Source organism: Microbacterium sp. MEJ108Y, assembly GCF_000834175.1.
Classification (GTDB): Bacteria; Actinomycetota; Actinomycetes; order Actinomycetales; family Microbacteriaceae; genus Microbacterium; species Microbacterium forte.
In genome coordinates this window covers 49,872-71,867 of record NZ_JXQX01000038.1, presented here as the reverse complement: position 1 = coordinate 71,867, position 21,996 = coordinate 49,872, and the positions used below count along the sequence as shown (strand labels likewise).

Genomic DNA, 21,996 nt, shown 5'->3' with positions numbered 1-21,996 from the left:
TCGGTGCCGCGACCGCCCGTGTCGGTGCGGCACCGAGGACCACCTGCATCGCGGCGATCAGGTGTACCAGGTCGGCTCAGGCACCTCGTTGCGCAGCACGTAGTCGCCGACCTCCCGCTTCTTGTACGCGATCGGGTCGTGCAGGCTGTGCGTGCGCAGGTTGCGCCAGAAGATGTCGAGGCCGACAGAGTTGGCCGACGCTCTGGCACCGGTGAGCTCGTAGATCTTCGTGGCGACCTCCAGGCCGTCGTCGACGATGCGCAGCTTCCCCGCTGCGATGCGCACGGCGATCTCGCCGCGTCGGCGTGCAGTGAGGTCTTCTCGGGGAGCATGCAGCACCGCGCTGATCTCGGAGCCCACGGCATCCAGCAGTGCCTCATCCGCCCACAGCTTCGAGGCTAGTTCGCCGTAGCCCTCGAGCAGGTACCACTCGTCCGTCGCGTGCTGCTTGTCGTCGCCGCCGTACGGCCACGGTCGAGTGGTCGATCGGGTGTAAGCGGATGCCGTCTCGAGTGCACCCTGTGCGATGCCGAGGTAGAAGTTCGCGAACACGAGCTGGATGGTCGGCACGTTCAGCGTGTTGTAGGTGAGAGGCTGGAACACCCGGTCGACGAAACCGGCTGCCGCTGCCCAGGGGACGCGCACGTCGCGGATCTCGACGGACCCTGATTCGGTGAGCCGCTGGCCCAGGTTGTCCCAGTCGTTCCCGAAGACGATTCCCTCCTGCACCGTGGGCACGATCGCGAAGATGTGCGTCTCGGTGCCTTCGAGTACGCCTTCGAGGACCGTCAGGTCCGAGATCCGACCACCGGTGGAGAAGGACTTCCGGCCGGAGAACACGAGGTCGTCGCCGTCTTCGCGGATCACCAGATCGGAGTCGCGCGGGTTCACTGCGCCGCCGAAGACGTGGTCGTTCGCGGTGTACAGCTCCTCGATCGCGGCGATCTGCTCGTCGGTTCCGACGAGGCGCGCCGCCCATGCCCAGAGGTAGTGGTAGCCGAGGACCTGCCCGATCGAGCCGTCGCCGCGGGCCACCGCTCTGATCACCCGGTATGCGGTCTCCCAGCTCTCGCCCGCGCCGCCATGGGCGCGCGGGCCGAGCAGAGTGACCAGACCCGAGTCCTTGAGCAGCTGCACCTCTGCCCGAGGTGTCGCGTTCGCGCGGTCCCTCTCGACGGCATCCACCGCGAGGATGTCGGCAACCTCCTCGGCGCGCTCGATCCATTCGAGGCTGGTCTGAGGTCGCGGTGCGCTCACCCAGCGATCGCTGAGGCCTGTCGTCACTGCATCCGTGATTGTCACGTCGTCACCCTTCCGATTGGTCGATGCGGCAACGATAGGAGCGCGACGAGGTCGCATGCGGGTTGTTACCCACGGTGAGTGACTGTTACCCACGGTGACCCCTCTCACCGGCCCCGATCGTGGGCGGATCGGGGAGGTCGAGACGCCGCCCGGCAACTAGAATCGAGGGGATATGGCTACCCCGCACCCCCTCACCACGACCGCCAGTGGCGCCGACGTCCGCGTCCGCTTCTGCCCCTCTCCGACCGGACTGCCGCACGTCGGCATGGTCCGCACGGCCCTCTTCAACTGGGCGTACGCCCGCCACAACGGCGGCAAGATGGTGTTCCGCATCGAGGACACCGACGCCGCCCGAGACAGCGAGGAGAGCTTCCGGCAGCTGGTCGACGCTCTGACCTGGCTGAAGATCGACTGGGATGAGGGTGTCGAGGTCGGTGGACCCCACGCTCCCTACCGTCAGTCCGAGCGCCACGACATCTATCGCGGCGTGATCGACCAGCTCCTCGCATCCGGCGCTCTGTATGAGAGCTTCTCGACCGCGGAGGAGATCGACGCTCGCAACGAGGCTGCCGGGCGGGCGAAGCAGCTCGGGTACGACAACCATGACCGCGACCTCACGGCGGAGCAGAAGGACGCCTTCCGGGCCGAAGGGCGTCAGCCCGCACTCCGCCTGCGCGTGCCGGACGAGGACCTCACCTACGTCGACCTGATCCGGGGCGAGGTGACATTCCCCGCAGGATCCTTCCCGGACTTCGTGGTGGTGCGTCCGAACGGCATCCCGCTGTACACCTTCGTGAACCCGGTCGACGACGCGCTGATGGGCATCACGCACGTCCTGCGCGGCGAAGACCTGATGCCCTCGACGGCTCGCCAGCTGGCGCTCTACGCGGCGCTCATCGATGCGGAGGTCACCACCTTCGTGCCCCGCTTCGCCCACATGCCTCTGGTGCTCGGCGAGACCGGCAACAAGAAGCTCTCCAAGCGCGACCCGCAGGCCGATCTGTTCCTGCATCGGGATCGCGGCTTCATCCACGAGGGACTGCTGAACTACCTCGCGCTCCTCGGCTGGTCGATCGGTCACGACCGCGACGTGTTCTCGCTCGAGGAGTTCACCGAGGCGTTCGACATCGTCGACGTGAATCCGAACCCGGCACGCTTCGACCAGAAGAAGGCCGAGTCGATCAACGGCGACCACATCCGCAAGCTCGACGAGAAGGACTTCGCCGAGAGGACGATCCCCTACCTCGCTGCCGCCGGCCTCTTCGATGAGCCGACGCACGAGCAGCTCGTGCTCGCCTTCCGCGTCGCACCGCTCGTGCAGGAGCGCGTGCAGTTGCTCGGCGATGTGCCCGGCATGGTGGGGTTCCTGTTCACCGACGACGTCTCGTATGATGCCGACGCGCTCAAGGGGCTGCCCGCGAACGCCGCCGAGGTCCTCGACGCCTGCGTCGTCGCCCTCGAGCCGGTGACCGAGTTCACTCCAGAGAAGATCCAGGAGGCTCTCACGGAGGCGCTCGTGGAGAAGCTCGAGCTCAAGCCCCGCATCGCCTACGGCCCTCCGCGCGTCGCGATCACCGGTCGTCGGATCTCGCCGCCGCTGTTCGAGTCCATGGAGCTCCTGGGCAAGGACGAGTCGCTGCGGCGCCTCCGGTCTCTGTCGGCGTTCCTCGCGAACTGACGAGGCAGGCGGGCGGGGGAGCATCGCTTCGATGAGCTCCTGCCCGCTGCCGAGGTCACGCACCCGCAGCGATCACCGGGCGACGCGCCCGGACGGACCGAGGCGTTTTGGCATTAGGGCCACGGCTCGGGTAAGCTTGACTCTCGGTGCGAGACTCCGGTTTCGCCCTTGGGGTATGGTGTAATTGGCAACACGGCGGTTTCTGGTTCCGTTGTTCTTGGTTCGAGTCCAGGTACCCCAGCAAGACGAAAACCCCCGCTCAGGCGGGGGTTTTGTCGTTTCCGGTCCAGTGTCTCACTCGCACTCTCCGATGAATCCGAGGTAGCACACCGCCTCGTGGGTGACGGCGGGCTCGTAGTCGTCGTTCGAGACCTGGCGGGTGTCGATCTCAGGCGTCTGATGCAGGCTCCCGTAGCTGCCGAGCGTCGCGACGTAATAGCCCTCGCCGTCCTGCGCCTTCATCTCGTCTATCGCGGAGCTGTACTCGGTGCACAGAAGGGCCGCGGTCTCGGTGAGCTCGACATCGACGCAGGCGGCCGTATAGGTCGCGACCATCAGGTTCGTGCAGTCGGTCCAATCCTGGTTCACCGAGCACGGGTTGACGTCGTCCATCGTGACGTCGACGCGGCCGGTCTCGTACTCCTCGCTGTGGAAGGTCTCGGGCTGCTCAGGAACATCGGTCTTGGTCCAATGGCGTGCTGTGGCGAAGGCGAAGATCACGACGATGGCGGCGATCACCAGCAGGGCGCCGAGGATCGACAGAGTCACCCACAGTCCGACCCTCTTCTTCTTGCCGGGTCGGCCGTCGGGAACGGGCGCGTATCCCGGATAGGCGGGAGAACCGACGGAGACGTCGCCCTGCGAGGGGTAGCCGGGAGCCGCGGTGTAGGCAGGCTGTGGCGCGTCGTAGGCGGGTGGCGGTGTATCGAACGCGGGCGGTGGCGCGTCGTAGGCGGGTGGCGGGGCACCGAACGCGGGCGGTGGCGCGTCGTAGGCGGGCGGCGGTGCATCGAATGCGGGGCCCGCGGGTGGCGGGGGAGACGTCGGCTGGGTCGAGAGCCAGTACGCGTACCAGCTCTGAGCGGAGGCCGGATCATCGGCGACCTGCTGCGCTTCGAGGTCGGTGAGCTGCACCCCCAGGCCGGCCCGCAGATCTGCACTGGTCAGGGATGTGCGGAATTCCTCGAAAGACATGGCCATAGTCAAGAGGATGGCAGACCTCGGTGTGCCCCGACAATCGGATCCCTGGGCAGCGGCCGCACCCTCCCTGCACCGCCTGAAGGAGCCTGCGTCGCCTAGCAGGTCGCCCGTGCGTCGCGCCATGCCCTTCACGCCTCGCTCTTCGTCGGCCATCGTGAGCGGGAAACACCCGATGCCCGACGAGGCATGACCGAGAGGACGAGAATGGCGCTCACGAGAGTCGTTCCGGGCGAGACACCAGGAATCCGCCGTGTGCGATCCGGGTCAGGGTTCCGATACGTCGACGCGGGCAACACCCCCGTCGTCGAGGCCGACAGGGAGCGCATCCGCGACCTCGCGATACCCCCGGCGTGGAAGGACGTGTGGATCGCCGCCGATCCGCTCGCTCATATCCAGGCGGTCGGCACCGACGATGCGGGACGACGTCAGTACCTCTACCACCCGCTCTGGCGCACGGGGAGGGATCAGCGCAAGTTCGCGCGGGCGCTCAAGCTCGCTGCGGCGCTGCCTGCGGCCAGGGCCAAGGTCACGCGCGCCATCGGCGAGCCGGGTCTGACACGAGAGCGAGCACTCGCGGTCTCCTTCCGGCTCCTCGATGACGCCGCGCTGCGCATCGGCTCCGAGCGCTACCTCGTGAAGCACGGCAGTCGGGGGCTGAGCACCCTCCGGCGACGGGACGTGCGCATCGACGGCAGCGACGTGTCCCTGAGCTTCCCCGCGAAGAGCAAGCAGCTCGCCGCGATCGAGATCTCCGACGCCGCCCTCGCCGAGGCGCTGTCGGAGTTCGCCGTCGGCTCGCCGCGTGCGCCTCTGCTCGCGTACCGCAAGGGTCGCCGCCGCGTCCGACTCACGTCGACCGAGGTCAACGACTATCTCCGGCAGGTGGCCGGGGCATCGTTCACTGCGAAGGACTTCCGCACGCTGCACGGCACGATCCTCGCGGCTGACGCCCTCGCGCGGATCGGCCGACTCGAGACGAAGAACGAGCGGCGGCGTGCCGAGCGCCTCGCCGTGCAGGCGACGGCGTCAGCGCTCGGCAACACCCTCGCGGTGGCCAGGGGTAGCTACATCGATCCGCGCGTGTTCCGGCTCTACGCGCGCGGTCGCACTCTCGATCTCACGGTGTCGCCTGAGACGGCGATCCGCAAGCTCCTCGGGCGCTGAGGGGATTCAGCTCTCTCGCGGGTAGCTGTAGAAACCCTCGCTCGTCGCCACGCCCAGCTTGCCCTTGTCGATGTACTGCTCTTTGAGCAGCTCGGCGAAGCGCTGCTGCTTCTCGCCTCCCATGCGGGAGATGTTGTATGCCGTGGTCAGTCCGACGATGTCGTAGATCTCGAACGGGCCGGCCGGGGAGCCCGTGCCGATCCGCCATGTCGCATCGATCGCCTCGGGTTCGGCGATCCCGTCGACCAGCAGCTCGGCTCCGGCCTGGAGGAAGGGCACGAGCAGCGAGTTCAGCAGGTATCCGGCCTTCTCCTTCTTGATCTGGATCGGCACCATGCCGATCCGGGTGGCGAATTCCACCACGGCGTCGTAGACCGCCGGGTCGGTGGCCGGCGTGCCCATGATCTCCGCGGTGTTGTGCGACCAGATCTCGTTCGCGAAGTGCAGGGCGAGGAAACGGTCGGGGCGCCCCGTCGACTCCGCGAGCGCACTGGGGAGCAGAGTCGACGAGTTCGTCGCGAAGATGGTCGTCGCCGGCGCGGCGTCTGCGAGAGTCCGGTAGATGCCCTGCTTGAGCTCGAGGTTCTCCGGCACGGCCTCGATGATCAGGTCGGCAGAGGCTGCGGCTTCCGCGAGGTCGGACGTGAGCCGGATGCGGCCGATCGCCGCCTGGGCGGCGCCGTCTGCGGCGTTCTCGACACCGTCGGCGACGTAACGCGCGGCGAGACCCTCGAACCGCTCGGCCGCGCGGTCGAGCGCAGGCTGATCGATGTCGTAGGCGACGACGTCGAAACCGTGGAAGGCGGTCTGGAACGCGATCTGCGATCCGAGCACGCCGGTGCCGAGAACAGTGATGTTCTTCATTTTCTCTTCTTCCTCTGATGGCCTTGTGGGCCGTGGTCAAGCGAGTTCGTGGCCTCTGTCGAAACGCCGGAGGTCGTGCGCGAAGCGATGCACCTCGGCATCCGTCCACTGAGCGAGATGCACGTCGATCACGCCCTGCAGCGATCGCAGCGTGTTGCGGAAGGCTTCTTCGCCCTCGGCGGTCAGCTCGAGCGGACGGCCGCGCCCGGAGACCGACGGCGTCTCCTGCACGAGGCCGAGAGAGACGAGCGTCGAGAGCTGACGCGACACGGTCGATCGGTTGAGGCGGAACATGCGTGCGATGTCCGTCGAACGGATCCCCGGCTCGTCGGCGATCGCCATGACGATGGACTGATCGGTGATCGACAGCCTCGGTTCTTCCGCGCGTGCGTCGATGAGACCTCGACGCGTGATGGCGACAAGGGAACGAAGCACGTCGGCGCTGTCGCCGCGACGTCCGCCGGAGTCCTCCTGTTGTTGCATAATGCAACTCTACGCCGTTCTGTTGCGTGATGCAACGCAAGGGGTCCGCCTCTGAGCACGCCAGATGGAAGGATGGAGGCATGGACACAGCCAACCTCTCGCGAGAGGAGACCGCGACGCGATCCGCCGCCGTCTCCGTGCGCAGCATCCGCGTCGAACTCGACCTGACGGGTGCACCCGAGCGGGCGCGCAGCGGGTTCTCCACGACCACCACGCTGGAGTTCACCACGACGGCGCACTCGACCTGGTTGGACTTCATCGGGGAGAGCGTCGAACGAGTCGTCGTGAACGGCGTCGAGCGCGACGTGATCTACGACGGTGCGCGCATCGAGCTGCACGACCTCGCCGACACGAACGTGGTGCGTGTCGAGGCGGTCGGAAGCTACAGCCGGTCCGGCGAGGGGCTGCACCGGTTCCACGACCCCGTCGACGATCGCACCTACCTCTACACGCAATACGAACCGGCCGACTCGCGGCGGGTGATGGCGTGTTTCGAGCAGCCGGACATCAAGGCGCCGTACACCTTCGTGATCGATGCTCCTGCGGGCTGGGAGGTGCTCTCGAACCAGGTCGCGGCGACGGTCGACGCCGGAGTCGGGGTGCAGCGTGTCGAGTTCGCCCCGACGCTCCCGATCTCGAGCTACATCACCTCGGTCGCGGCCGGGCCGTATGCCCGTGTCGACGGCGAGTGGGCGCGCGATGATCAGCGCGTCGCACTCGGTGTGTTCGCGCGGCAGTCGCTCGCGCAGTATCTGGAGTCCGAGGAGATCCTCGAGATCACGCGCCAGGGTCTGGACTTCTTCACGGATGCCTTCGCCTACCCCTATCCCTGGGGCAAGTACGACCAGATCTTCGTTCCCGAGTACAACCTCGGTGCGATGGAGAACCCGGGACTCGTGACTTTCACCGAGTCGTATCTCTCGCGGGGTGCGGCCACCGACGCGCAGCGTGCCGCACGCGCGAACACGATTCTGCACGAGATGGCGCACATGTGGTTCGGCGACCTCGTGACCATGAAGTGGTGGGACGACCTGTGGCTCAAGGAGTCCTTCGCGGACTACATGGGCTCGCACGCATCAGCGGTGGCGACGCGCTTCCATGACGCGTGGGTCAAGTTCGCCGCCAACCGCAAGGCATGGGCGTACCAGCAGGACCAGCTGCCGACCACCCACCCGATCGTCGCCGACATCACCGACCTCGAGGCCGCGAAGCTCAACTTCGACGGCATCACCTATGCCAAGGGCGCCGCGGTGCTGAAGCAGCTCGTGGCCTTCGTCGGCGATGAGGCGTTCTTCGAAGGTGCCCACAGATACTTCGCGGCCAACGCGTTCGGCAACACGACTCTCGACGACTTCCTCGTGCAGCTGAGCGCGGTCTCCGGCCGCGACATGACCGAGTGGTCGCAGGCATGGCTGCAGACGACGGGGGTGTCCACGCTGCGGCTCGAACGAGAGGCCGACGGCAGCGCCACGCTCGTGCAGAGCGATCCTCGGCCGCATCGCCTGCGCGTCGGGCTCTATCACCGCATCGACGGGCGCGTGGTGCGTCGCGACCAGCTCGCCCTGGACATCCACGACGAGCGGACGCCCATCGAGGTCCCCTCCGCCGATCTCGTGCTTCTCAACGACGACGACCTCACCTACGCCAAGGTGCGGCTCGACGAGGCATCATTGACGACGGTGCAGGAATCACTGTCCTCCATCGACGATCCCCTCGCGAGGGCCGTCGTGTGGTCGTCGCTGTGGAACGCCACGCGCGACGGCGAGCTGACAGTGGCGCGATACACCTCGATCGTGCGCGCACATGCCCCACACGAGTCGAACATCGGTCTTCTCGTCGGCATTCTCTCGAATGCCCTCTTCGCGATCCGGCACTACGCGAGCGACGGCGAGCGACAGGGCGAGCAGCGGGCCTGGGTGGAGACCGCGTGGGCTGCGCTGCAGGCATCGGATGCCGGAAGCGATGCCCAGCTCTCGTGGGCGCGGGCCCTCGCGGCGGCGTCGGCGTTCGACGACGTGCACGCCGCCGAGGTCCGCGCCCTCCTGCACGGTGATGTCCCGGAGGGTCTCACCATCGACCCTGATCTGCGGTGGCAGCTGCTCACGGCTCTCGTCACGACAGGGCACGCGGGGACCGATGACGTCGCAGCCCAGCTCGAGTCCGACGACACCGGCAGCGGTCGGACGGCCGCTCGCAGGGCACTCGCGTCGCAACCTGATTCCGCGGTGCGGGCTGCAGTGTGGGACGCGGCGTGGAACGACGGCTCGCTGAGCAACGACCATCTCGATGCCGAGATCGCGGGCTTCCGCGCAGGTGGACGCCGTGATCTCATCGCGGGGTTCGATGCCGAGTACTTCGAGAGGATCGGCGACGCGTGGGGCACGCGGAGCATCGAGCTGGCTCAGCGCCTGGTCGTGGGGCTGTTCCCCGCCTCGCCGACGCTCGATCTCGTGGATGCGTGGCTTGCCGGCAACAGCTCGGCGCCCGCCGCGCTGCGCCGGATCGTCATCGAGCAGCGTGATCACCTGGCCCGAGCGCTGCGCGTTCGGGCTGCGCAGGGCTAGTCGGCGTCGAGCTCGTCGGCGGTGCTCGCCCCCACGGTGAAGTACTCGGGTCGGTCGTCGCTCTGGGTCACGAGAATCAGGGCGATGTACGCCGCCCACGCTCGCGCGCGGACCCAGGTGGCATCGTCATACCGAGATCCGGTCGCTCTGCGGAACGCCTCGCGACCTGAGGCGTCGAAGAGCATCCACGACGAGGCGAGATCGTAGGCGGGGTCACCGACCGTGACGTCGCCGAAGTCGATGAGCGCAGCGAGCGTGCCATCCTCCACCAGCATGTTGCCCGGGTGGAGATCGCCGTGGATCCAGACCTGCTCCGCGCCGACCGGTGCGGCGAGACCTGCGACCCAGGCGTCACGCAGCGCCGTGCGGTGCCTGAACGCGTCGAGCCGCGGTCGCATCGCGTCGTCTCGAGTGGCCAGGGCGCGTCCGCGCACCGGGTTGCGCGGAGCATCCGCGGGGCCGGGGGCGTGCAGCGCCCTCAGGGCATCGGCGAGTCGTGGTGCCCACGCCGCGTTGTCCGATCGGGAGGAGGCGAGCGCCGTCGTTCCGGAGATCCAGGGGACGACCGACCAGGGCCGCGGAAACAGCTCGCTCGGTTCGCCGGAGATCAGCGGCACCGGGGTGCGGATGCCGATGGCCGCCAGCGCCGGTCCGATCGCGGGGAGCGCACGCTGCTCGTTCGCGATGAGCGGCACGGCGAGGTCGCGACGAGGCAGTCGCACGAGGAGCTCCGACCCGAGCCTCCACATCGAGTTGTCCCAGCCGTCGGCGAACAGCCTCAGCGGCAGACCGGCGAGATCAGGGCTCGTCCGCCGGAGAAGGTCTCGTACGCCGCTCTCATCGAGCGAGTATTCGGCGGAGGGGGAGTCCGCCACGGTCAGATGTCGAGCGAGTCGCCCGGCTCGAGGACCGAGAACTCTCCGCCACCCTGCTCGGTCGCCCACTGCAGCCGCTGCCGGTGCATCGTCTTGCCTGCGACCGACAGGGTCATGTCGTGAGTGCCGAACGCCCGACGCGGGCGCACGGCGAGAACGTAGTCCATCGCCTCGCCGATCTTCAGCCATGGCGCTCCGAGTGGAGCGGCGAGCGTGCCGACCTCGACACCCTCCGGAACCGCGTAGGAGTCGCCGGGGTAGTAGAAGACCTCATTGACCAGCACGCCGACATTCTCGACAGTGGGGAGTGAGGAGTGGATCACCTCGTGCGTGCCGCCGAAGAAACGGAGCGTGAACGCTCCCACCTCCACGGTGTCGCCCGGAGCGACCTCCGAGATGTCATAGCCCTCGGCCGCACGTGCGACGCCGGCAGGGGCGTAGATCGGAGTGCCGGGGGCGGCGCGGAGGATCCGATCCAGGTGCTCGGGCGTCCAGTGGTCGGGGTGCTCGTGGGTGATCACGACGGCGACGAGACCCGAGAGGTCGTTCAGGGGAGCGGTGAACGAACCCGGGTCGATGAGGAGGGTGTCATCGCCCTGCTGAATGCGAAGAGCGGCATGTTCGAATTTCGTGATGCGCATGAGGTGAGTCAACTCCTTCACGGCGTCTCTGGCAAACCGCCGATCCAGCGCGCCACGCCCGGGAATCGACGAGGGCTCGGCTCGATTTGGCGGCGCGAGAATCGTCATGGCATACTTGTTGAGTTGTCGCGGCACGGAAACGTTCCGCCAGACGGCCCCATCGTATAGCGGCCTAGTACGCTGCCCTCTCACGGCGGTAACGCGGGTTCGAATCCCGCTGGGGTCACAACAATACATTTTGGCGTGAGCCAAAATCGAGAAAACCCCCGGTTTACCCGGGGGTTTTCTTCGTTTCTGGGTCGGTCTGACCGCGAAAATTATCCGTCTGCGTGTAGCGACTCGCTGCGATTGATTCTGCCTCCGCCCTAGACTGTGAGGGCCATGTCACCCGTGAAGCGCCGTTCTGACGGCACCGGAGGGGAGTGGAGCGAGCAGAAAACCCTTCGCCGCCGCGACCCTGAAACTGGGAAATGGGTGAAGACAGACGAAACGCGTACCATCTGGAAGGTATCGCGCCGTACCCCATGGGCGCACCGTGAAGACACCGGCGTAGAACGCGATGGCGTGAAGCTGCTCGTCGCCGACGGCAGCACGCCACGCATCGCCCACGCCAACTTGGAGAAGCGCATCGCGCGGTTCAAAGAGGTGAGGAACCCCGCTGGACCGTTGAGGGAACAGCGGGCCACGGAGACCCTGAGCGAGTACTTCTGAGACACCTGGACCAAATCGAAGCGGTACTTCGACTACCGTCCAAACACGGCTCGCGGACACATGACGCGGATGCGCCTGCACGCTCTGCCTGCTCTCGGAGACAAGCGCCAAGTGGACCTCAGCCGAGATGACGTCCGGCGACTGTTCGGGAAGGTCATGCCCGAGAAGACCATCGAGAAGGGGAAGTCCAAGGGGCAGAAATACGGCCCAGAACAGACGGAGATATCTGGAAGACGCTTCACATCGTCCTTCAGGACGCTGTCTACGACGGCAAGATACCCCGCAACCCGATGGACGACATCCGCGATACCAACAAGCCAAAGCGCGGAGCTGCCGCCACGCTTCTCATACCGGATGGCATCGTCATCGACCTGACGAGAACGCTGCGTCGGCCGGAGTAGGAGGTTGAACTGGTTCGGTTCAACCTCGCCCTCCAGGCAGGCATCCGGGGAGGTGAAGCACTAGGCACTACCTGGGACCGCATCTCTGGAGTGGCCGAGGGCGATAGCCGCCAGCCGCGCCTAGTCGTCTCACAACAACTTGCCCGATTGGACATCAAGCACGGGCCTGGCTGCAAGCCAGGCCCGTGACGGCCAATGGGCGTCGGCATGCAGGCCCGCTACCGCCCGCGTCACGACGCACCGTCGACACCGCGTATCGAAATCGTCAAGTGCACGAAGTCGAAAAGAGAACGCAGTCTGCCACTCACCCGCCGCATGCGGGAACTTCTCCGCACCCAGTTCGAACGGCAGCTCGAATGGAAGCGGAAGTATCCAGGGGAGTGGGCGCAGCAAGAGGCGCTGTGAGATGACCTCTCGCAGCTTGTCTTCACGACTGAGAAGGGGAAGCCGTTCCGTCCGCAGAGTGATGGGAAGCGGTGGCACGAGCTGCTGATTGCGGCCGGTCATGCGGATGTTGATGGCTCGGCACAAAAGACCCGCCACCTCGCCGTTAGCGCACTCGCTCTGCAAGGCGTGAGCCTTGAACTCATCGGGGAGATTGTCGGCCACTCGAACGCTGAAATCACGCGCATCTACCGGCACATCCAACAGTCCGACATCGAGCACCACCTTGAAGCGCTCGATGACCACTACGGGGCCGTCGAAGCCGCAAGGGAAGAATGGATGAACGAGCAGCTCTGGGGTCCACGAGCCGGAAAACGAAGCGCGCTGTACCCGTCTCGTTCTGACAAGTCGGGCGGGACGCTATGTTGACCCGTATGGTGCGTTTGGGCGAGAACATGGGGCGAAGCATGGCGAGGATGAATCTGGCTGAAAGTGGTCGCTGGAGCGGCGAGTGGTGGGTCTCTGGCGAGGACGAGCGCCACCAAGGCACGTTGACGTACAGTCCGACTGACGGGCCGGTGCTCGCGCTGGTGCAAGGCTGGGAGTATCGCACGTACGCCGAGATTCTTCCCGGTCTCACCGCTAGGCAGACAACAACCCGAGACTGGCCGATCGTATACGGCCTCGCCGGGGGAGTTCGCTTCACTCTCCGTGACGTTTTACTAGTGTCTGGCGAGCTACCCTCGGGCGACAAGCTCGGGGAGATGACTTACCGTGCCGATGTCGCTCTTGTCGGAGAGTATGTGTCCGAGGACGCAGCGCGTCACGTTTCGCGCGCGCGCTTTGAGGTCGAGAACTTGACGCAGTTCGCCTCGTTCAGCGGCATCGCTTCCAATTGGCTGTTGGACGACAACGACCGTCCGACCGGCGGCGGTAGCGTGAGCCTCGACCTGGTTCCACTTGCTGAGTTCCAGACGCGCGAGGGTGTTGCCAGAATCCACCGTTGGTATGACCTACCGTCGGCGAAAGCCACTAGACGCAGCTTCACTGGCCAACTTGCGGAGACGGTGTACCTCGACATCACTCCCGACTCTCCCGTCGCCCTCGGGTACGTTTTCGCATTGGCAACGAAGCTTTGCCAGCTCGTATCCTTGGCGTCGTTGGACGCCTGCGGGGTCATCTCGATTCAAGCCGAGGTTTCTCTCGTGGACACCGAGCTGCCCGAGGGGCACCCAAACGAGAGCAGTCCCGCAATCGTGGATACACTCTTCCGCCCGGTCACGATTCCCAGGCCGGATGCTCTCGCCGTGCCGGTACACGACTATGCCTTCACCGCAGCACGGGTCGCGCCGGAGGTCTTCCTTCCCGCATGGTTCGATTTGATAGCGGAGCAGGAACCTGCCATTGGACTGCTGACCGATGTGCTCGCGGGTTCGACGAGCCGTATCGCCGACCGTGTGCTTGCTGCTGTATCCGCAGCGGAATCCTTCCATCGCGGGACCAACCCTGAACCACCTCTCTCGGACGAGGAGCACGAGAGACTGCTGGCCATCGTTGAAGCCGCTGTTCCTGATGAGCACAAAGACTCCGTGGCGGCCAAGCTCTCCGACAATCGACACACGTTGCGCCAGCGTCTTCGAGCACTGTTCCGTGGACTGCCGGAAGAGCTTCGGAAGGCCTTGCGCGTCAAAGAGTCGGTTTGGCTTGAGGAGGCAACGAGCGCGCGAAACAAGGTGGCTCACTCAGGCACAGCGGGAACCGCCGAAATCGAAGCCCTCGACGCCGTCGCTGAAGTTACCGCCGTCATCGTTCTGCTGCACGTCCTGCGCGCCGTTGGCCTGTCCGACTCCGACTGCCTCACACTGTTCATCGAAAACAGGAGGTTCCGTAGGGCAGCCCAGTCTGCGCGCAAACACCTCGTTTAGGCGGGCGCTGGCTCGAACCAGGGTCGGTAGTCATGACGACATGATGACGGAACCGACGCGCCCTGCCCTGGACGTCAAAGACCCTGAGCGGATAGTGAAAGAACCCCGTATCTGGCCCTACGCCGCCATCACCTGCGCTTCGGCCGTTGCGAGTTTCGGCTTCTTTGTGGCTGCGGTAGTAGCCAGCGTGGCCACCAATCAGGCCGACGCAGTCTCTTACGTTGGATTTGGGTTTGCGGTAGTCGGATTTGCCATCGCGTATGCGAGCGTCTACTCCCAGGCCAAGGCCGCGCAGGAGGAACGTATCGTGCAGAGAAGACAAGACCTCAGAGTCGAGCGTTTACTGAAACAGATTCTCGCCGCACTGTCGAAACAGAACCGTGCAGAGATTGCCGCAGCAGTGGCGTCACAAGTCGTCGTACCGACCGCGAACGATATCGCCGTGGAAGTCGCAGCTCGGGGTCCGCAGCCAAGGACGCGGGTTCGCAAGCTGTTCTTCCGGTGAGCGTTAAACGACGCTGACGCCTTCGAACAGTCGGCGAAGTTCGTCGTACGACAGCACGAGCGGTTCGTCTGGGCCGAGAGCCGAGATCTTCGCCCCGGGTAGCAATGGTGCGTACAACCCTCTAGCGATACGTCGCAAAGCAGGACGATGCTCGACAAGCAACGCTTCGACGCGCTGGAATGCTCTCTTCTCCACCGGTCGCGATTCCTCCATCGGCATCCCGCTCGGACGGCCAATGCCGAGCAACCACTGGTCCAAGTCGCCCTTCAGGCCGCTCGCCAGGTTGTCTCCGAGCAGCATCAACTCTGAACGCGAGCCAGCCGCGAAGTAGGAAAGCGCATCTTCCTCCCGCCCAGGCACCCAGGTATCCGGAAGTCCCTGCATCTGGACGCCACCGGCAACCACGATTCCTGCATCCGCAAGATTGGCGCGCGCGACGTGCTCACGTGGAATCTGCACTTCGACGAACTCAAATCCCAGGACCAAGGCCGCTGTGGCATGACCCGCCTCGTGTGCTGCGACATGTGCGAGCCACGCGTGCTTTCCACAGCTATCCGATTTGAGGAACATGCGGCTCAACTTACCGTCTGAGGTCACGGCTACGTTGCCCTCACGGCCGCTCAAACTCTCATCCTCTGACCTCCGGAGACGCCCTGGAGGTCGTATCACTGTCATCTGATGTCGGAGAGGGGGTGGAACGCACGTTCAGGCGCTCTAGGACGCGCTGGGTGTGCGGCTCGTCCACGTCATCCGACTCTCCGACGACATCGACGCCTGGGTGGACGACGGAGGCAAGATGTGCTCGCTCAGCGCGCGCCAGGATACTGTCGTGCACGACTCCTTCGCTCCGGCGCTCAGGCGCTCCGGATGTGCGCGGACTGCTCGCCAACGCAGTGCACGGAGCACGTTGAGGCTCTGACGACAAGACGACCTGTTTACTTCGTCCATGCGGCCCCGGCCGCTGCGCCTCAACACCCCGAGCGACGCGACCCGACGGTCGGGCGGTCTGACGATATCTTCGGGTCATGGGAACCCCTGGCCCGGTAGCGAAGCGTCACCACTACGTCCCGCAGTTTCACCTGCGTGGCTTCGCCGACGGCGAGACCATCACCACTGTCGAGCTACCCGGTGACCGCTCCTACAACCAGCCGGTGCGGAAAGCAGCCGCTGAGAACCACCTTTACTCGCTCCCTGGTCACCCCGACGGCGCGGATGTGTTCGAGAAGGCGCTCTCGCAGCTCGAAGGTGAAGTCGCGGGTATCTTCGCAGACATCGCCTCGGGCAGGTGGCCGCTCGATGAGGAATCGCGCGGCAGCCTCGCGTACTACGTTGCTCTCCAGATGGCTCGTGGCCCCGAACAGCGGCGGAACTCGGAGAATCTCGCGAGGCAGGCCACCCGCATGGAAATCGGGTACGGGGGCCGCGCTGGGGTGAAGGGGTGGGCCAAGAAGAATCTCCGCCTCGAAGTGGACGACGCGACGGCCGCGAGGCTGTGGGATGAGGCGATGCGTCCCGAAGGCCCGCCCATCAAGATTTCAACAGCCGCGCACATCGAGCAGACGCTCGAAATCGCAGAGTCGGTGTTCAAGTACATGAGCGGTCGTCCCTGGTCTCTGGTCCGCTTCGACAAGCGGTCGCTCATCCTCTCGGATGTACCTGTTGGACTGGTTCGTCAGCCGGACGAGGAGGACTCGTGGATGGGCATCGGTGTGATGACAGCATGGGGAATCACGTTTCCGCTGACGCGCAAACTTGGGCTGCTCATGAACGACCCCGACCTCGTTATCGACAAAGGAATTCCGGTGGAGAAGGTGAGGGCCGGGGCGTTCGACTTCGTGCAGGTTGGCACAACCGCGATGGAGCGCATTTTCAACGAGCACACGGCCTCCAGCGCCAGTCTGAGGCTGTTTCACCACCCGGAGGATGCGCGCTTCGTGCCGAGCGGGCTGCCGGACCCCTCGCCGGTCACAATGTCGCTCCAGGGAACACCGAAGGAGTACTCGGGCGAGCCGTACACCCTGCCCCACATCCCGAAGGCGACTCGGTCCTTGCCCGACCGGGATGAGTGACGCCAGCGCCACCCACTCACTCGCGTGACCTGCGGGGATTGCCGCTGAAGTTCCTTCGACTCGGAATCGGCGTGCCTAGTGGCTCGTCGAGTGACAATCTGACCGCAAGGAATGCCATGACGAGCTTCGACAGTCTGCTTGACCAGTACCGTTCGCTCTCCGACTCGGAGCGCACGAAGGGAAGCTACTTCGAACAGCTCGTCAAGCAGTTCCTGCTCACCGACGGCGTTCATGCTCCTCAGCACCGGAACGTGTGGCTGTGGAATGACTGGCCTGACCGCAACGGACAAGCCGACCTTGGAATCGACCTCGTCGCGGAGCGTGAAGACGGCGGCACGACGGCCATCCAGTGCAAGTTCTACTCGCGCGGCCACAAAATCCAGAAGTCGGAAATCGACTCGTTCATGGCCAACTCAGGCAAGAAGGAGTTCACGCATCGCCTCGTCGTCGACACGACGGGCGTGGACTGGTCGCCGAACGCCGAGGCGTCACGCTCGGCATGGTGGGGGAGCATCTCGCGCTCACCGAGACCGCCGTGCTCCGGGTGCCCGCAGGATTCCCGGCAGAATGGGTTGAGCGCTTCGGACACCGAGCTGCCGTAGCCAGCCGCCTACGTGAACACCTCCGAATGGTCGAAAGCGTGACCGGTGTACCGCTACTCGGGTCTCCAGGGGCGCTGAGGATGGAGGCCCGTCATGACTGAGTTGCTGTTCGGCGGGGTGAGCGGCATCGCTGCCGTGAGTCTGGGGTTCAACGCCCTTTCGCTCGGCCAATGGATGAAGGGCTGGCCAGATGCGCGGCGTGAGTTCAATTCAGCGGTTGCTGGCCTCGGTGTCCGAGGATTTCGCCGACCGGGTGCTTCGCGAGCATTCGGGCTGGCGGTTCGGCATCGTCCCCATGGGCCGGATGAAGCTGGCGCTCCATCTCTACGCAATGAGCGAGTGAGACGCGGAGAAGGGCGCAAATGCGCCGCAACCCCCTGTCAGAACTCGATACGCTGACGACGTGCGAGATACCCGTTTGGACCCATTGCCGTCCGAGTTGCGTCGCCGTCGAGAGCAGGCGTCCGCCGAGCTGGAGTCCGGCATCCGTTGGGCGGACGGTTGCCCGACGAGCGTCGGTGTCGAAGTGATGGTTGCGCTGGAGGCGCTGACCAACGTACCGACACGTGTGCTTCGAAGCGCCGACCAGCGGCTCGGAGAACACCGAGTCCAGTCATGGGTCAGCGCAGACCGGCTGCGGGGTGAAGGCGACGACGAGAATCGTCTAGATGCTCTCGCAGCAGTCGTCAACGCGTTCGTCTGGCTTGCCGAGCACGATGAGGAGTTGGAGGACTCCGGGTACAGCAACCGTCCTGACCTCGACCCTGAATACCATGTCGAGACGTTCATCGACGTGGTCAACGACCGTCTGCTCCATGCTCGCGTGGACTGGGTTTTCGAGGACGGTCGATTCCAAGAGCGCGGCAACTACGTCATGCACTCGGAGGTGCTTCGCCCTGCAACGATTTTGCTGGCTGATGACCCGGACTTTGCCCTCTCTTCTGCCGCGTTCCAGAGCGCACTCACGCGCCTGTCAAGAGGCGAAACTGACGTGGCTCTTACCGAGGCTGCCACCTCACTCCAAGAGTTCTTCCGCGCACTCGATGTGGAGGGGAACTCGGTGTCTGACCAGCTTGACAACGCGCAGCGGACGAAGGTCATCAGTGGTGCGGACCGCAGCCTCATGAAGCCACTCATCGCTTGGGTGAACGCGGACCGTTCGGACCGTGGGAATGTTCACCGCCACCGAGCAGGTGACGTGTCGAAAGCTGACGCCTGGCTGATGATGCATGTCGTCGGCGCGCTGATGGTTCGACTGTCCAATCGTGAACCGCGAGACATCGTTGCAGCGCGCGAGCAACGTGAGGTGCAGGCGGCGGCTGAACGCGAGGCGCAGAACCAGCGCGACCGCGAAGCAGCGGATGATGTTCCCGAAGCGGACCCTTGGAATCAAGCCGGTAGCGATACACCGTTCTGAGTCGTCGTGTAGCGACTCGTATAGCGACTAGGCGTATTTGAAACTTGGGGAGTCTTCTTCAGTGCTGAGAATAGGCGGAGAAAGCGGATATTGTGTGACCTCCCGCTGGGGTCACCGCAAGCTAAAGCCCTCGGTTCTCCGAGGGCTTTCGTCGTTCCCGAGTGGTTCCTCGGTCCAGCTGGCCGCGCTCAGCGGCAAGCCGGACCGAGGTCAGTTCTCGTTCGAGGCTGAGCTCGTGGCGGCTGCGCGACGGGAGCGGCGCGACCGACGGACGATCCACACGATCAGCACCACCACGCCGCCCAGAGCGAGCCACGGCAGGATGAACCCGACGGCGATGACCAGGGCGTTCATCGAGGACACGAGGCCGTTCCAGCCGGCGAGGAGCCCGTCGGAGAACCCGGCAGGGTCGGCGGTGGTCGCGGCGGCGGTGCGAGTCAGCTGAACCGTGAGACTCGACATCGCGACCTGGTCCTCGAGCGATGCGAGCTGCTGCTCGTACGCCTCGAGCTGTCCCTGGCGTTCCGTGAGCGCGACCTCCGCTTCGATGAGCTCCGCGACGGTGCCCGTCTGCGACATCAGCTCGCTGAGTCGCTCGACGGACGCCCGGGTTGCGTCGATGCGAGCGCGCAGGTCGATCGCGGTCGAGGTCACATCCTGCTTCGAGATCGACGACGAGACCACATCTCCCGATTCGGCCAATTCATCGATGACCGCGGGGAGATCCGCCGAAGGCACTCGGATGCTGATCCAGCCGTAGCCCGAGTCCGCCGGCGCAGGCGCGGGGGCGGAGGTGTCGTCGACGGCCATTTTCCTGCCGACCTCGGTGCTCTCGACATACCCGCCGCGCGACTCGGCCAGTGCGCCGATCGTGTCGGCGGCGTCCGCGATGTCCTTCACCTCCACTGTCGCGTTGGCGGTCGCGATGATCTCGCGATCAGTGACTGCGACATCTCCGACCGCCGGTGCAGACTCGGCCGAGTCCGTCGCGGCCCCAGGTGCGCCCTGGTCGGCGGAGCCGGAGCGTGACTCCTCCGTGACGACCATGTCTCCGCCCTCGGCCGAGCTCGTCGCCGACCCGCCCACCGCAGTGAGGATCGGAGGAGTGACGAGGACGCCGACGACGAACGCCGCCGCGATCCCGGCACCGGTCATCCACCGACGCCGGCGGTGTCGAGCCCGTGCTGCGGCTGGCGCCTGTCGTGGCCGCTCGGCGGCGATGTCGTCGAACACGGCTTTCTCGATGCGCGCCACTGCGGCATCGGTGAGCTCGGGCAGTCGCTCGGTGCTGGTCTTGTCGTTCATGCGTCGCTCGCTTCCTTCACGGCACCGCGAAGTCGGGTGCGGACTCGTGAGAGACGGTTCCGGACGATGGCATGGCTCACGCCGAGCTCCTCGGCCGCGGCCTGGTAGGCATAGCCTTCGGCGGCGCAGAGTCGGAAGATCGCGCGGTCGAGGTCGCTCAGCGTGCCGACCTCGGCGGCGATCCGCTCCGCGAGGTCTGCGGTGATCACCTGCTCCTCGACGCTGATCGTCGAAGGCAGGGTCTCGTCCACCGCTTCCGTCGTGTGGGCCTGGTCGCGCCTGCGCTGACGAAGGCGATTCGCGGCCTGGAAGCGGCAGATCGTCGCGAGCCACGGGAGGATCGATTCTCCCTGAAGCTCGAACCCCGGAAGCTTGCGCCAAGCCGTGACGAAGGTCTCCTGGGTCACATCCTCGGCATCGGCGGGGGAGCCGAGCATGCCATGCGCGATCCAGTAGACCGGGCGGACATACGAGCGGTACAGCTCGCGGAAGGCGCTCTCGTCACCTGCCGCGGCCTGTGCCGCCCATTTCTGATCACTCGTCTGCACTGGCATCCCGATTCCGTTCGGTGTCTCTCACCTGGGAGGTGTCGGAAGATGCCCCATCGTCTCAGATCAGTGTGCGGGCTGCGCGCGCACCTTCGCGAGCGTCCGCTGCCGGAGGACGCCGAGGGAGGACGTTCGCGGCGGTGTCCGGGTGCGAGTTCGAGGTCACCTCGACCATGCCACCACGGCCCTTCCGCTCCGCTAGCATTGGTGACGCGAGAGGGAGTATCCCGCAAGCGCATCCACCGTCATCACGAGCACCGACATCGCTGCTCCGGTCGTGCGACGCACTCTGTGCGTGGGAGAGACTTTCGGCGTTCTTCCTACCCTCCCGAAAGGCTGTACGCCCTTGGAAATCCCCGTCTGGTTCGAGATCACCTCGATGATCGTCCTCTCGATCATCCTGATCGGCGACCTGCTTCTGATCCGCCTTCGCCCCCACATCCCCTCGACGAAGGAGTCGACCCTGTGGGTCGTGTTCTACGTCGCCCTCGCGCTTCTCTTCGCTGTGCTCCTCGGCAACGTGGCCGGTTGGCGCAACGCGGGCGACTTCATCACCGGTTGGGCGCTCGAATACAGCCTGTCCATCGACAATCTCTTCGTCTTCGTGCTGATCATGGCGCAGTTCGCCGTCCCGCGACGCCTGCAGCAGCAGGTGCTGATGGTCGGCATCATCATCGCGCTCGTCCTGCGTGGGGCGTTCATCCTCGTGGGAGTGGCGGTCGTCGAGCACTTCTCGCCGATCTTCTACGTCTTCGGCGCGTTCCTCATCTACACCGCGATCAAGCAGGCGATGCCTGAGGGCGAGCACGAAGACGACGTGAAGAAGGAGAACTTCATCGTGCGCCTGCTCCGGCGCCGGATCGACATCAGCGAGACCTACGACGGCTCCAAGCTCCGCACCACGGTCGACGGCAAGCGCATGTGGACGCCGATGGTCATCGTGTTCATCACGATCGGTGTCACCGACCTGATCTTCGCGATCGACTCGATTCCCGCGATCTTCGAGATCACCACCAACGGGTTCCTCGTCTTCGCCGCGAACATCTTCGCGCTCATGGGCCTGCGTCAGCTCTACTTCCTGCTCGGCGATCTGCTCGATCGCCTGCGCTACCTGCATTACGGCATCGCCGTGATCCTCGGTTTCATCGGCATCAAGCTCATCCTGCACGCGCTGCATGAGAACGAGCTGCCCTTCATCAACGGCGGCGAGCACGTCGAATGGGTGCCAGACATCGACAACATGGTGTCGCTGGGCGTCATCGTCGTGTCGATGACCGTCGCGACGGTCGCCAGCCTCATCGCGTCGTCGCGCGAGAAGTCGGCGGCGAAGAAGGCAGCGATCGTCGAGTGAGCGCAGC

The 21,996-nt window shown here is 65.3% G+C and carries 20 protein-coding genes, 2 tRNA genes and 1 pseudogene; 14 read left to right on the top strand and 9 right to left on the bottom strand.

All coding sequences use genetic code 11. The features are described from left to right. Positions 1-57: 57 nt before the first annotated feature. Positions 58-1,302, bottom strand: a complete 1,245-nt coding sequence (locus RU09_RS15245) for an acyl-CoA dehydrogenase family protein (RefSeq protein WP_231567623.1) — start codon at positions 1,300-1,302, stop codon at positions 58-60. A gap of 172 nt (positions 1,303-1,474) precedes the next feature. Here RU09_RS15245 and gltX point away from each other — a divergent pair, with 172 nt between their 5' ends. Next, on the top strand, positions 1,475-2,980 hold the full coding sequence (gene gltX, locus RU09_RS15240; RefSeq protein WP_042541727.1) for a glutamate--tRNA ligase: 1,506 nt from the start codon (positions 1,475-1,477) through the stop codon (positions 2,978-2,980). Between the two features lie 169 nt (positions 2,981-3,149). Next, positions 3,150-3,221 (top strand) — tRNA-Gln (locus RU09_RS15235). Between the two features lie 53 nt (positions 3,222-3,274). Here RU09_RS15235 and RU09_RS18130 read toward each other — a convergent pair. After that, positions 3,275-4,174 carry a hypothetical protein gene (locus RU09_RS18130; RefSeq protein WP_052493001.1) on the bottom strand — a complete coding sequence of 300 codons (900 nt, stop codon included), beginning with the start codon at positions 4,172-4,174 and terminating at the stop codon, positions 3,275-3,277. 210 nt (positions 4,175-4,384) lie between these two features. On the opposite strand from RU09_RS18130, the gene RU09_RS15225 reads away from it, so the two are divergent. Continuing rightward, the gene (locus RU09_RS15225; RefSeq protein ID WP_042541726.1) at positions 4,385-5,344 is read left to right on the top strand and encodes a DNA topoisomerase IB; all 960 of its coding nucleotides are present in this window, start codon (positions 4,385-4,387) and stop codon (positions 5,342-5,344) included. A gap of 6 nt (positions 5,345-5,350) precedes the next feature. On the opposite strand, the gene RU09_RS15220 is transcribed toward RU09_RS15225, so the two are convergent. Beyond that, positions 5,351-6,208, bottom strand: a complete 858-nt coding sequence (locus RU09_RS15220; RefSeq protein ID WP_042541725.1) for a 3-hydroxyacyl-CoA dehydrogenase — start codon at positions 6,206-6,208, stop codon at positions 5,351-5,353. A 36-nt stretch (positions 6,209-6,244) separates the two neighbouring features. After that, positions 6,245-6,691: a MarR family winged helix-turn-helix transcriptional regulator gene (locus tag RU09_RS18125; RefSeq protein WP_082041159.1), complete on the bottom strand. Its 447-nt coding sequence runs from the start codon at positions 6,689-6,691 to the stop codon at positions 6,245-6,247. Between the two features lie 80 nt (positions 6,692-6,771). On the opposite strand from RU09_RS18125, the gene pepN reads away from it, so the two are divergent. Continuing rightward, entirely contained in the window at positions 6,772-9,255 is a 2,484-nt protein-coding gene (gene pepN, locus RU09_RS15210) for an aminopeptidase N (protein ID WP_042541724.1), read from the top strand. On the opposite strand, the gene RU09_RS15205 is transcribed toward pepN, so the two are convergent. Further along, positions 9,252-10,130 (bottom strand): aminoglycoside phosphotransferase family protein, encoded by an 879-nt coding sequence (locus RU09_RS15205; protein WP_042541723.1) that lies wholly within the window; start codon positions 10,128-10,130, stop codon positions 9,252-9,254. The genes pepN and RU09_RS15205 overlap by 4 nt on opposite strands. 2 nt (positions 10,131-10,132) lie before the next feature. Beyond that, entirely contained in the window at positions 10,133-10,771 is a 639-nt protein-coding gene (locus RU09_RS15200) for an MBL fold metallo-hydrolase (protein WP_042541722.1), read from the bottom strand. A 153-nt stretch (positions 10,772-10,924) separates the two neighbouring features. Between RU09_RS15200 and RU09_RS15195 the strand changes: the two genes are divergently transcribed. From RU09_RS15195 to RU09_RS15180, 5 genes and pseudogenes are all read left to right on the top strand, one after another. Further along, a tRNA-Glu gene (locus tag RU09_RS15195) sits at positions 10,925-10,997 on the top strand. A 155-nt stretch (positions 10,998-11,152) separates the two neighbouring features. Beyond that, positions 11,153-11,482 (top strand): hypothetical protein, encoded by a 330-nt coding sequence (locus RU09_RS18610; protein WP_156145950.1) that lies wholly within the window; start codon positions 11,153-11,155, stop codon positions 11,480-11,482. A gap of 875 nt (positions 11,483-12,357) precedes the next feature. Next, a pseudogene (locus RU09_RS19075) lies at positions 12,358-12,696 on the top strand (tyrosine-type recombinase/integrase); the annotation flags it as partial. Between the two features lie 47 nt (positions 12,697-12,743). Then, the gene (locus RU09_RS15185) at positions 12,744-14,192 is read left to right on the top strand and encodes a HEPN domain-containing protein (RefSeq protein WP_156145949.1); all 1,449 of its coding nucleotides are present in this window, start codon (positions 12,744-12,746) and stop codon (positions 14,190-14,192) included. Positions 14,193-14,232: 40 nt separating this feature from the next. Next, positions 14,233-14,697 carry a hypothetical protein gene (locus RU09_RS15180; RefSeq protein WP_042541719.1) on the top strand — a complete coding sequence of 155 codons (465 nt, stop codon included), beginning with the start codon at positions 14,233-14,235 and terminating at the stop codon, positions 14,695-14,697. Positions 14,698-14,700: 3 nt separating this feature from the next. Here RU09_RS15180 and RU09_RS15175 read toward each other — a convergent pair whose 3' ends face one another. Further along, complete coding sequence (locus tag RU09_RS15175) at positions 14,701-15,321, bottom strand: hypothetical protein (RefSeq protein ID WP_156145948.1); 621 nt, start codon at positions 15,319-15,321, stop codon at positions 14,701-14,703. A gap of 401 nt (positions 15,322-15,722) precedes the next feature. Here RU09_RS15175 and RU09_RS15165 point away from each other — a divergent pair, with 401 nt between their 5' ends. From RU09_RS15165 to RU09_RS15155, 4 genes are all read left to right on the top strand, one after another. Next, positions 15,723-16,766 (top strand): DUF4238 domain-containing protein, encoded by a 1,044-nt coding sequence (locus RU09_RS15165; RefSeq protein ID WP_042541716.1) that lies wholly within the window; start codon positions 15,723-15,725, stop codon positions 16,764-16,766. Between the two features lie 116 nt (positions 16,767-16,882). Further along, complete coding sequence (locus RU09_RS15160) at positions 16,883-17,368, top strand: restriction endonuclease (protein ID WP_042541715.1); 486 nt, start codon at positions 16,883-16,885, stop codon at positions 17,366-17,368. 199 nt (positions 17,369-17,567) lie between these two features. Then, positions 17,568-17,711 (top strand): hypothetical protein, encoded by a 144-nt coding sequence (locus tag RU09_RS18600; RefSeq protein ID WP_156145947.1) that lies wholly within the window; start codon positions 17,568-17,570, stop codon positions 17,709-17,711. Between the two features lie 60 nt (positions 17,712-17,771). Beyond that, positions 17,772-18,785 carry a hypothetical protein gene (locus tag RU09_RS15155; RefSeq protein WP_042541714.1) on the top strand — a complete coding sequence of 338 codons (1,014 nt, stop codon included), beginning with the start codon at positions 17,772-17,774 and terminating at the stop codon, positions 18,783-18,785. A gap of 210 nt (positions 18,786-18,995) precedes the next feature. On the opposite strand, the gene RU09_RS15150 is transcribed toward RU09_RS15155, so the two are convergent. After that, positions 18,996-20,090, bottom strand: a complete 1,095-nt coding sequence (locus tag RU09_RS15150) for a DUF4349 domain-containing protein (RefSeq protein WP_042541713.1) — start codon at positions 20,088-20,090, stop codon at positions 18,996-18,998. After that, complete coding sequence (locus tag RU09_RS15145) at positions 20,087-20,644, bottom strand: RNA polymerase sigma factor (RefSeq protein ID WP_042541712.1); 558 nt, start codon at positions 20,642-20,644, stop codon at positions 20,087-20,089. The genes RU09_RS15150 and RU09_RS15145 overlap by 4 nt, the downstream gene beginning before the upstream one ends. Before the next feature lie 340 nt (positions 20,645-20,984). Between RU09_RS15145 and RU09_RS15140 the strand changes: the two genes are divergently transcribed. Then, on the top strand, positions 20,985-21,989 hold the full coding sequence (locus tag RU09_RS15140) for a TerC/Alx family metal homeostasis membrane protein (protein ID WP_042541711.1): 1,005 nt from the start codon (positions 20,985-20,987) through the stop codon (positions 21,987-21,989). Positions 21,990-21,996 lie beyond the last annotated feature (7 nt).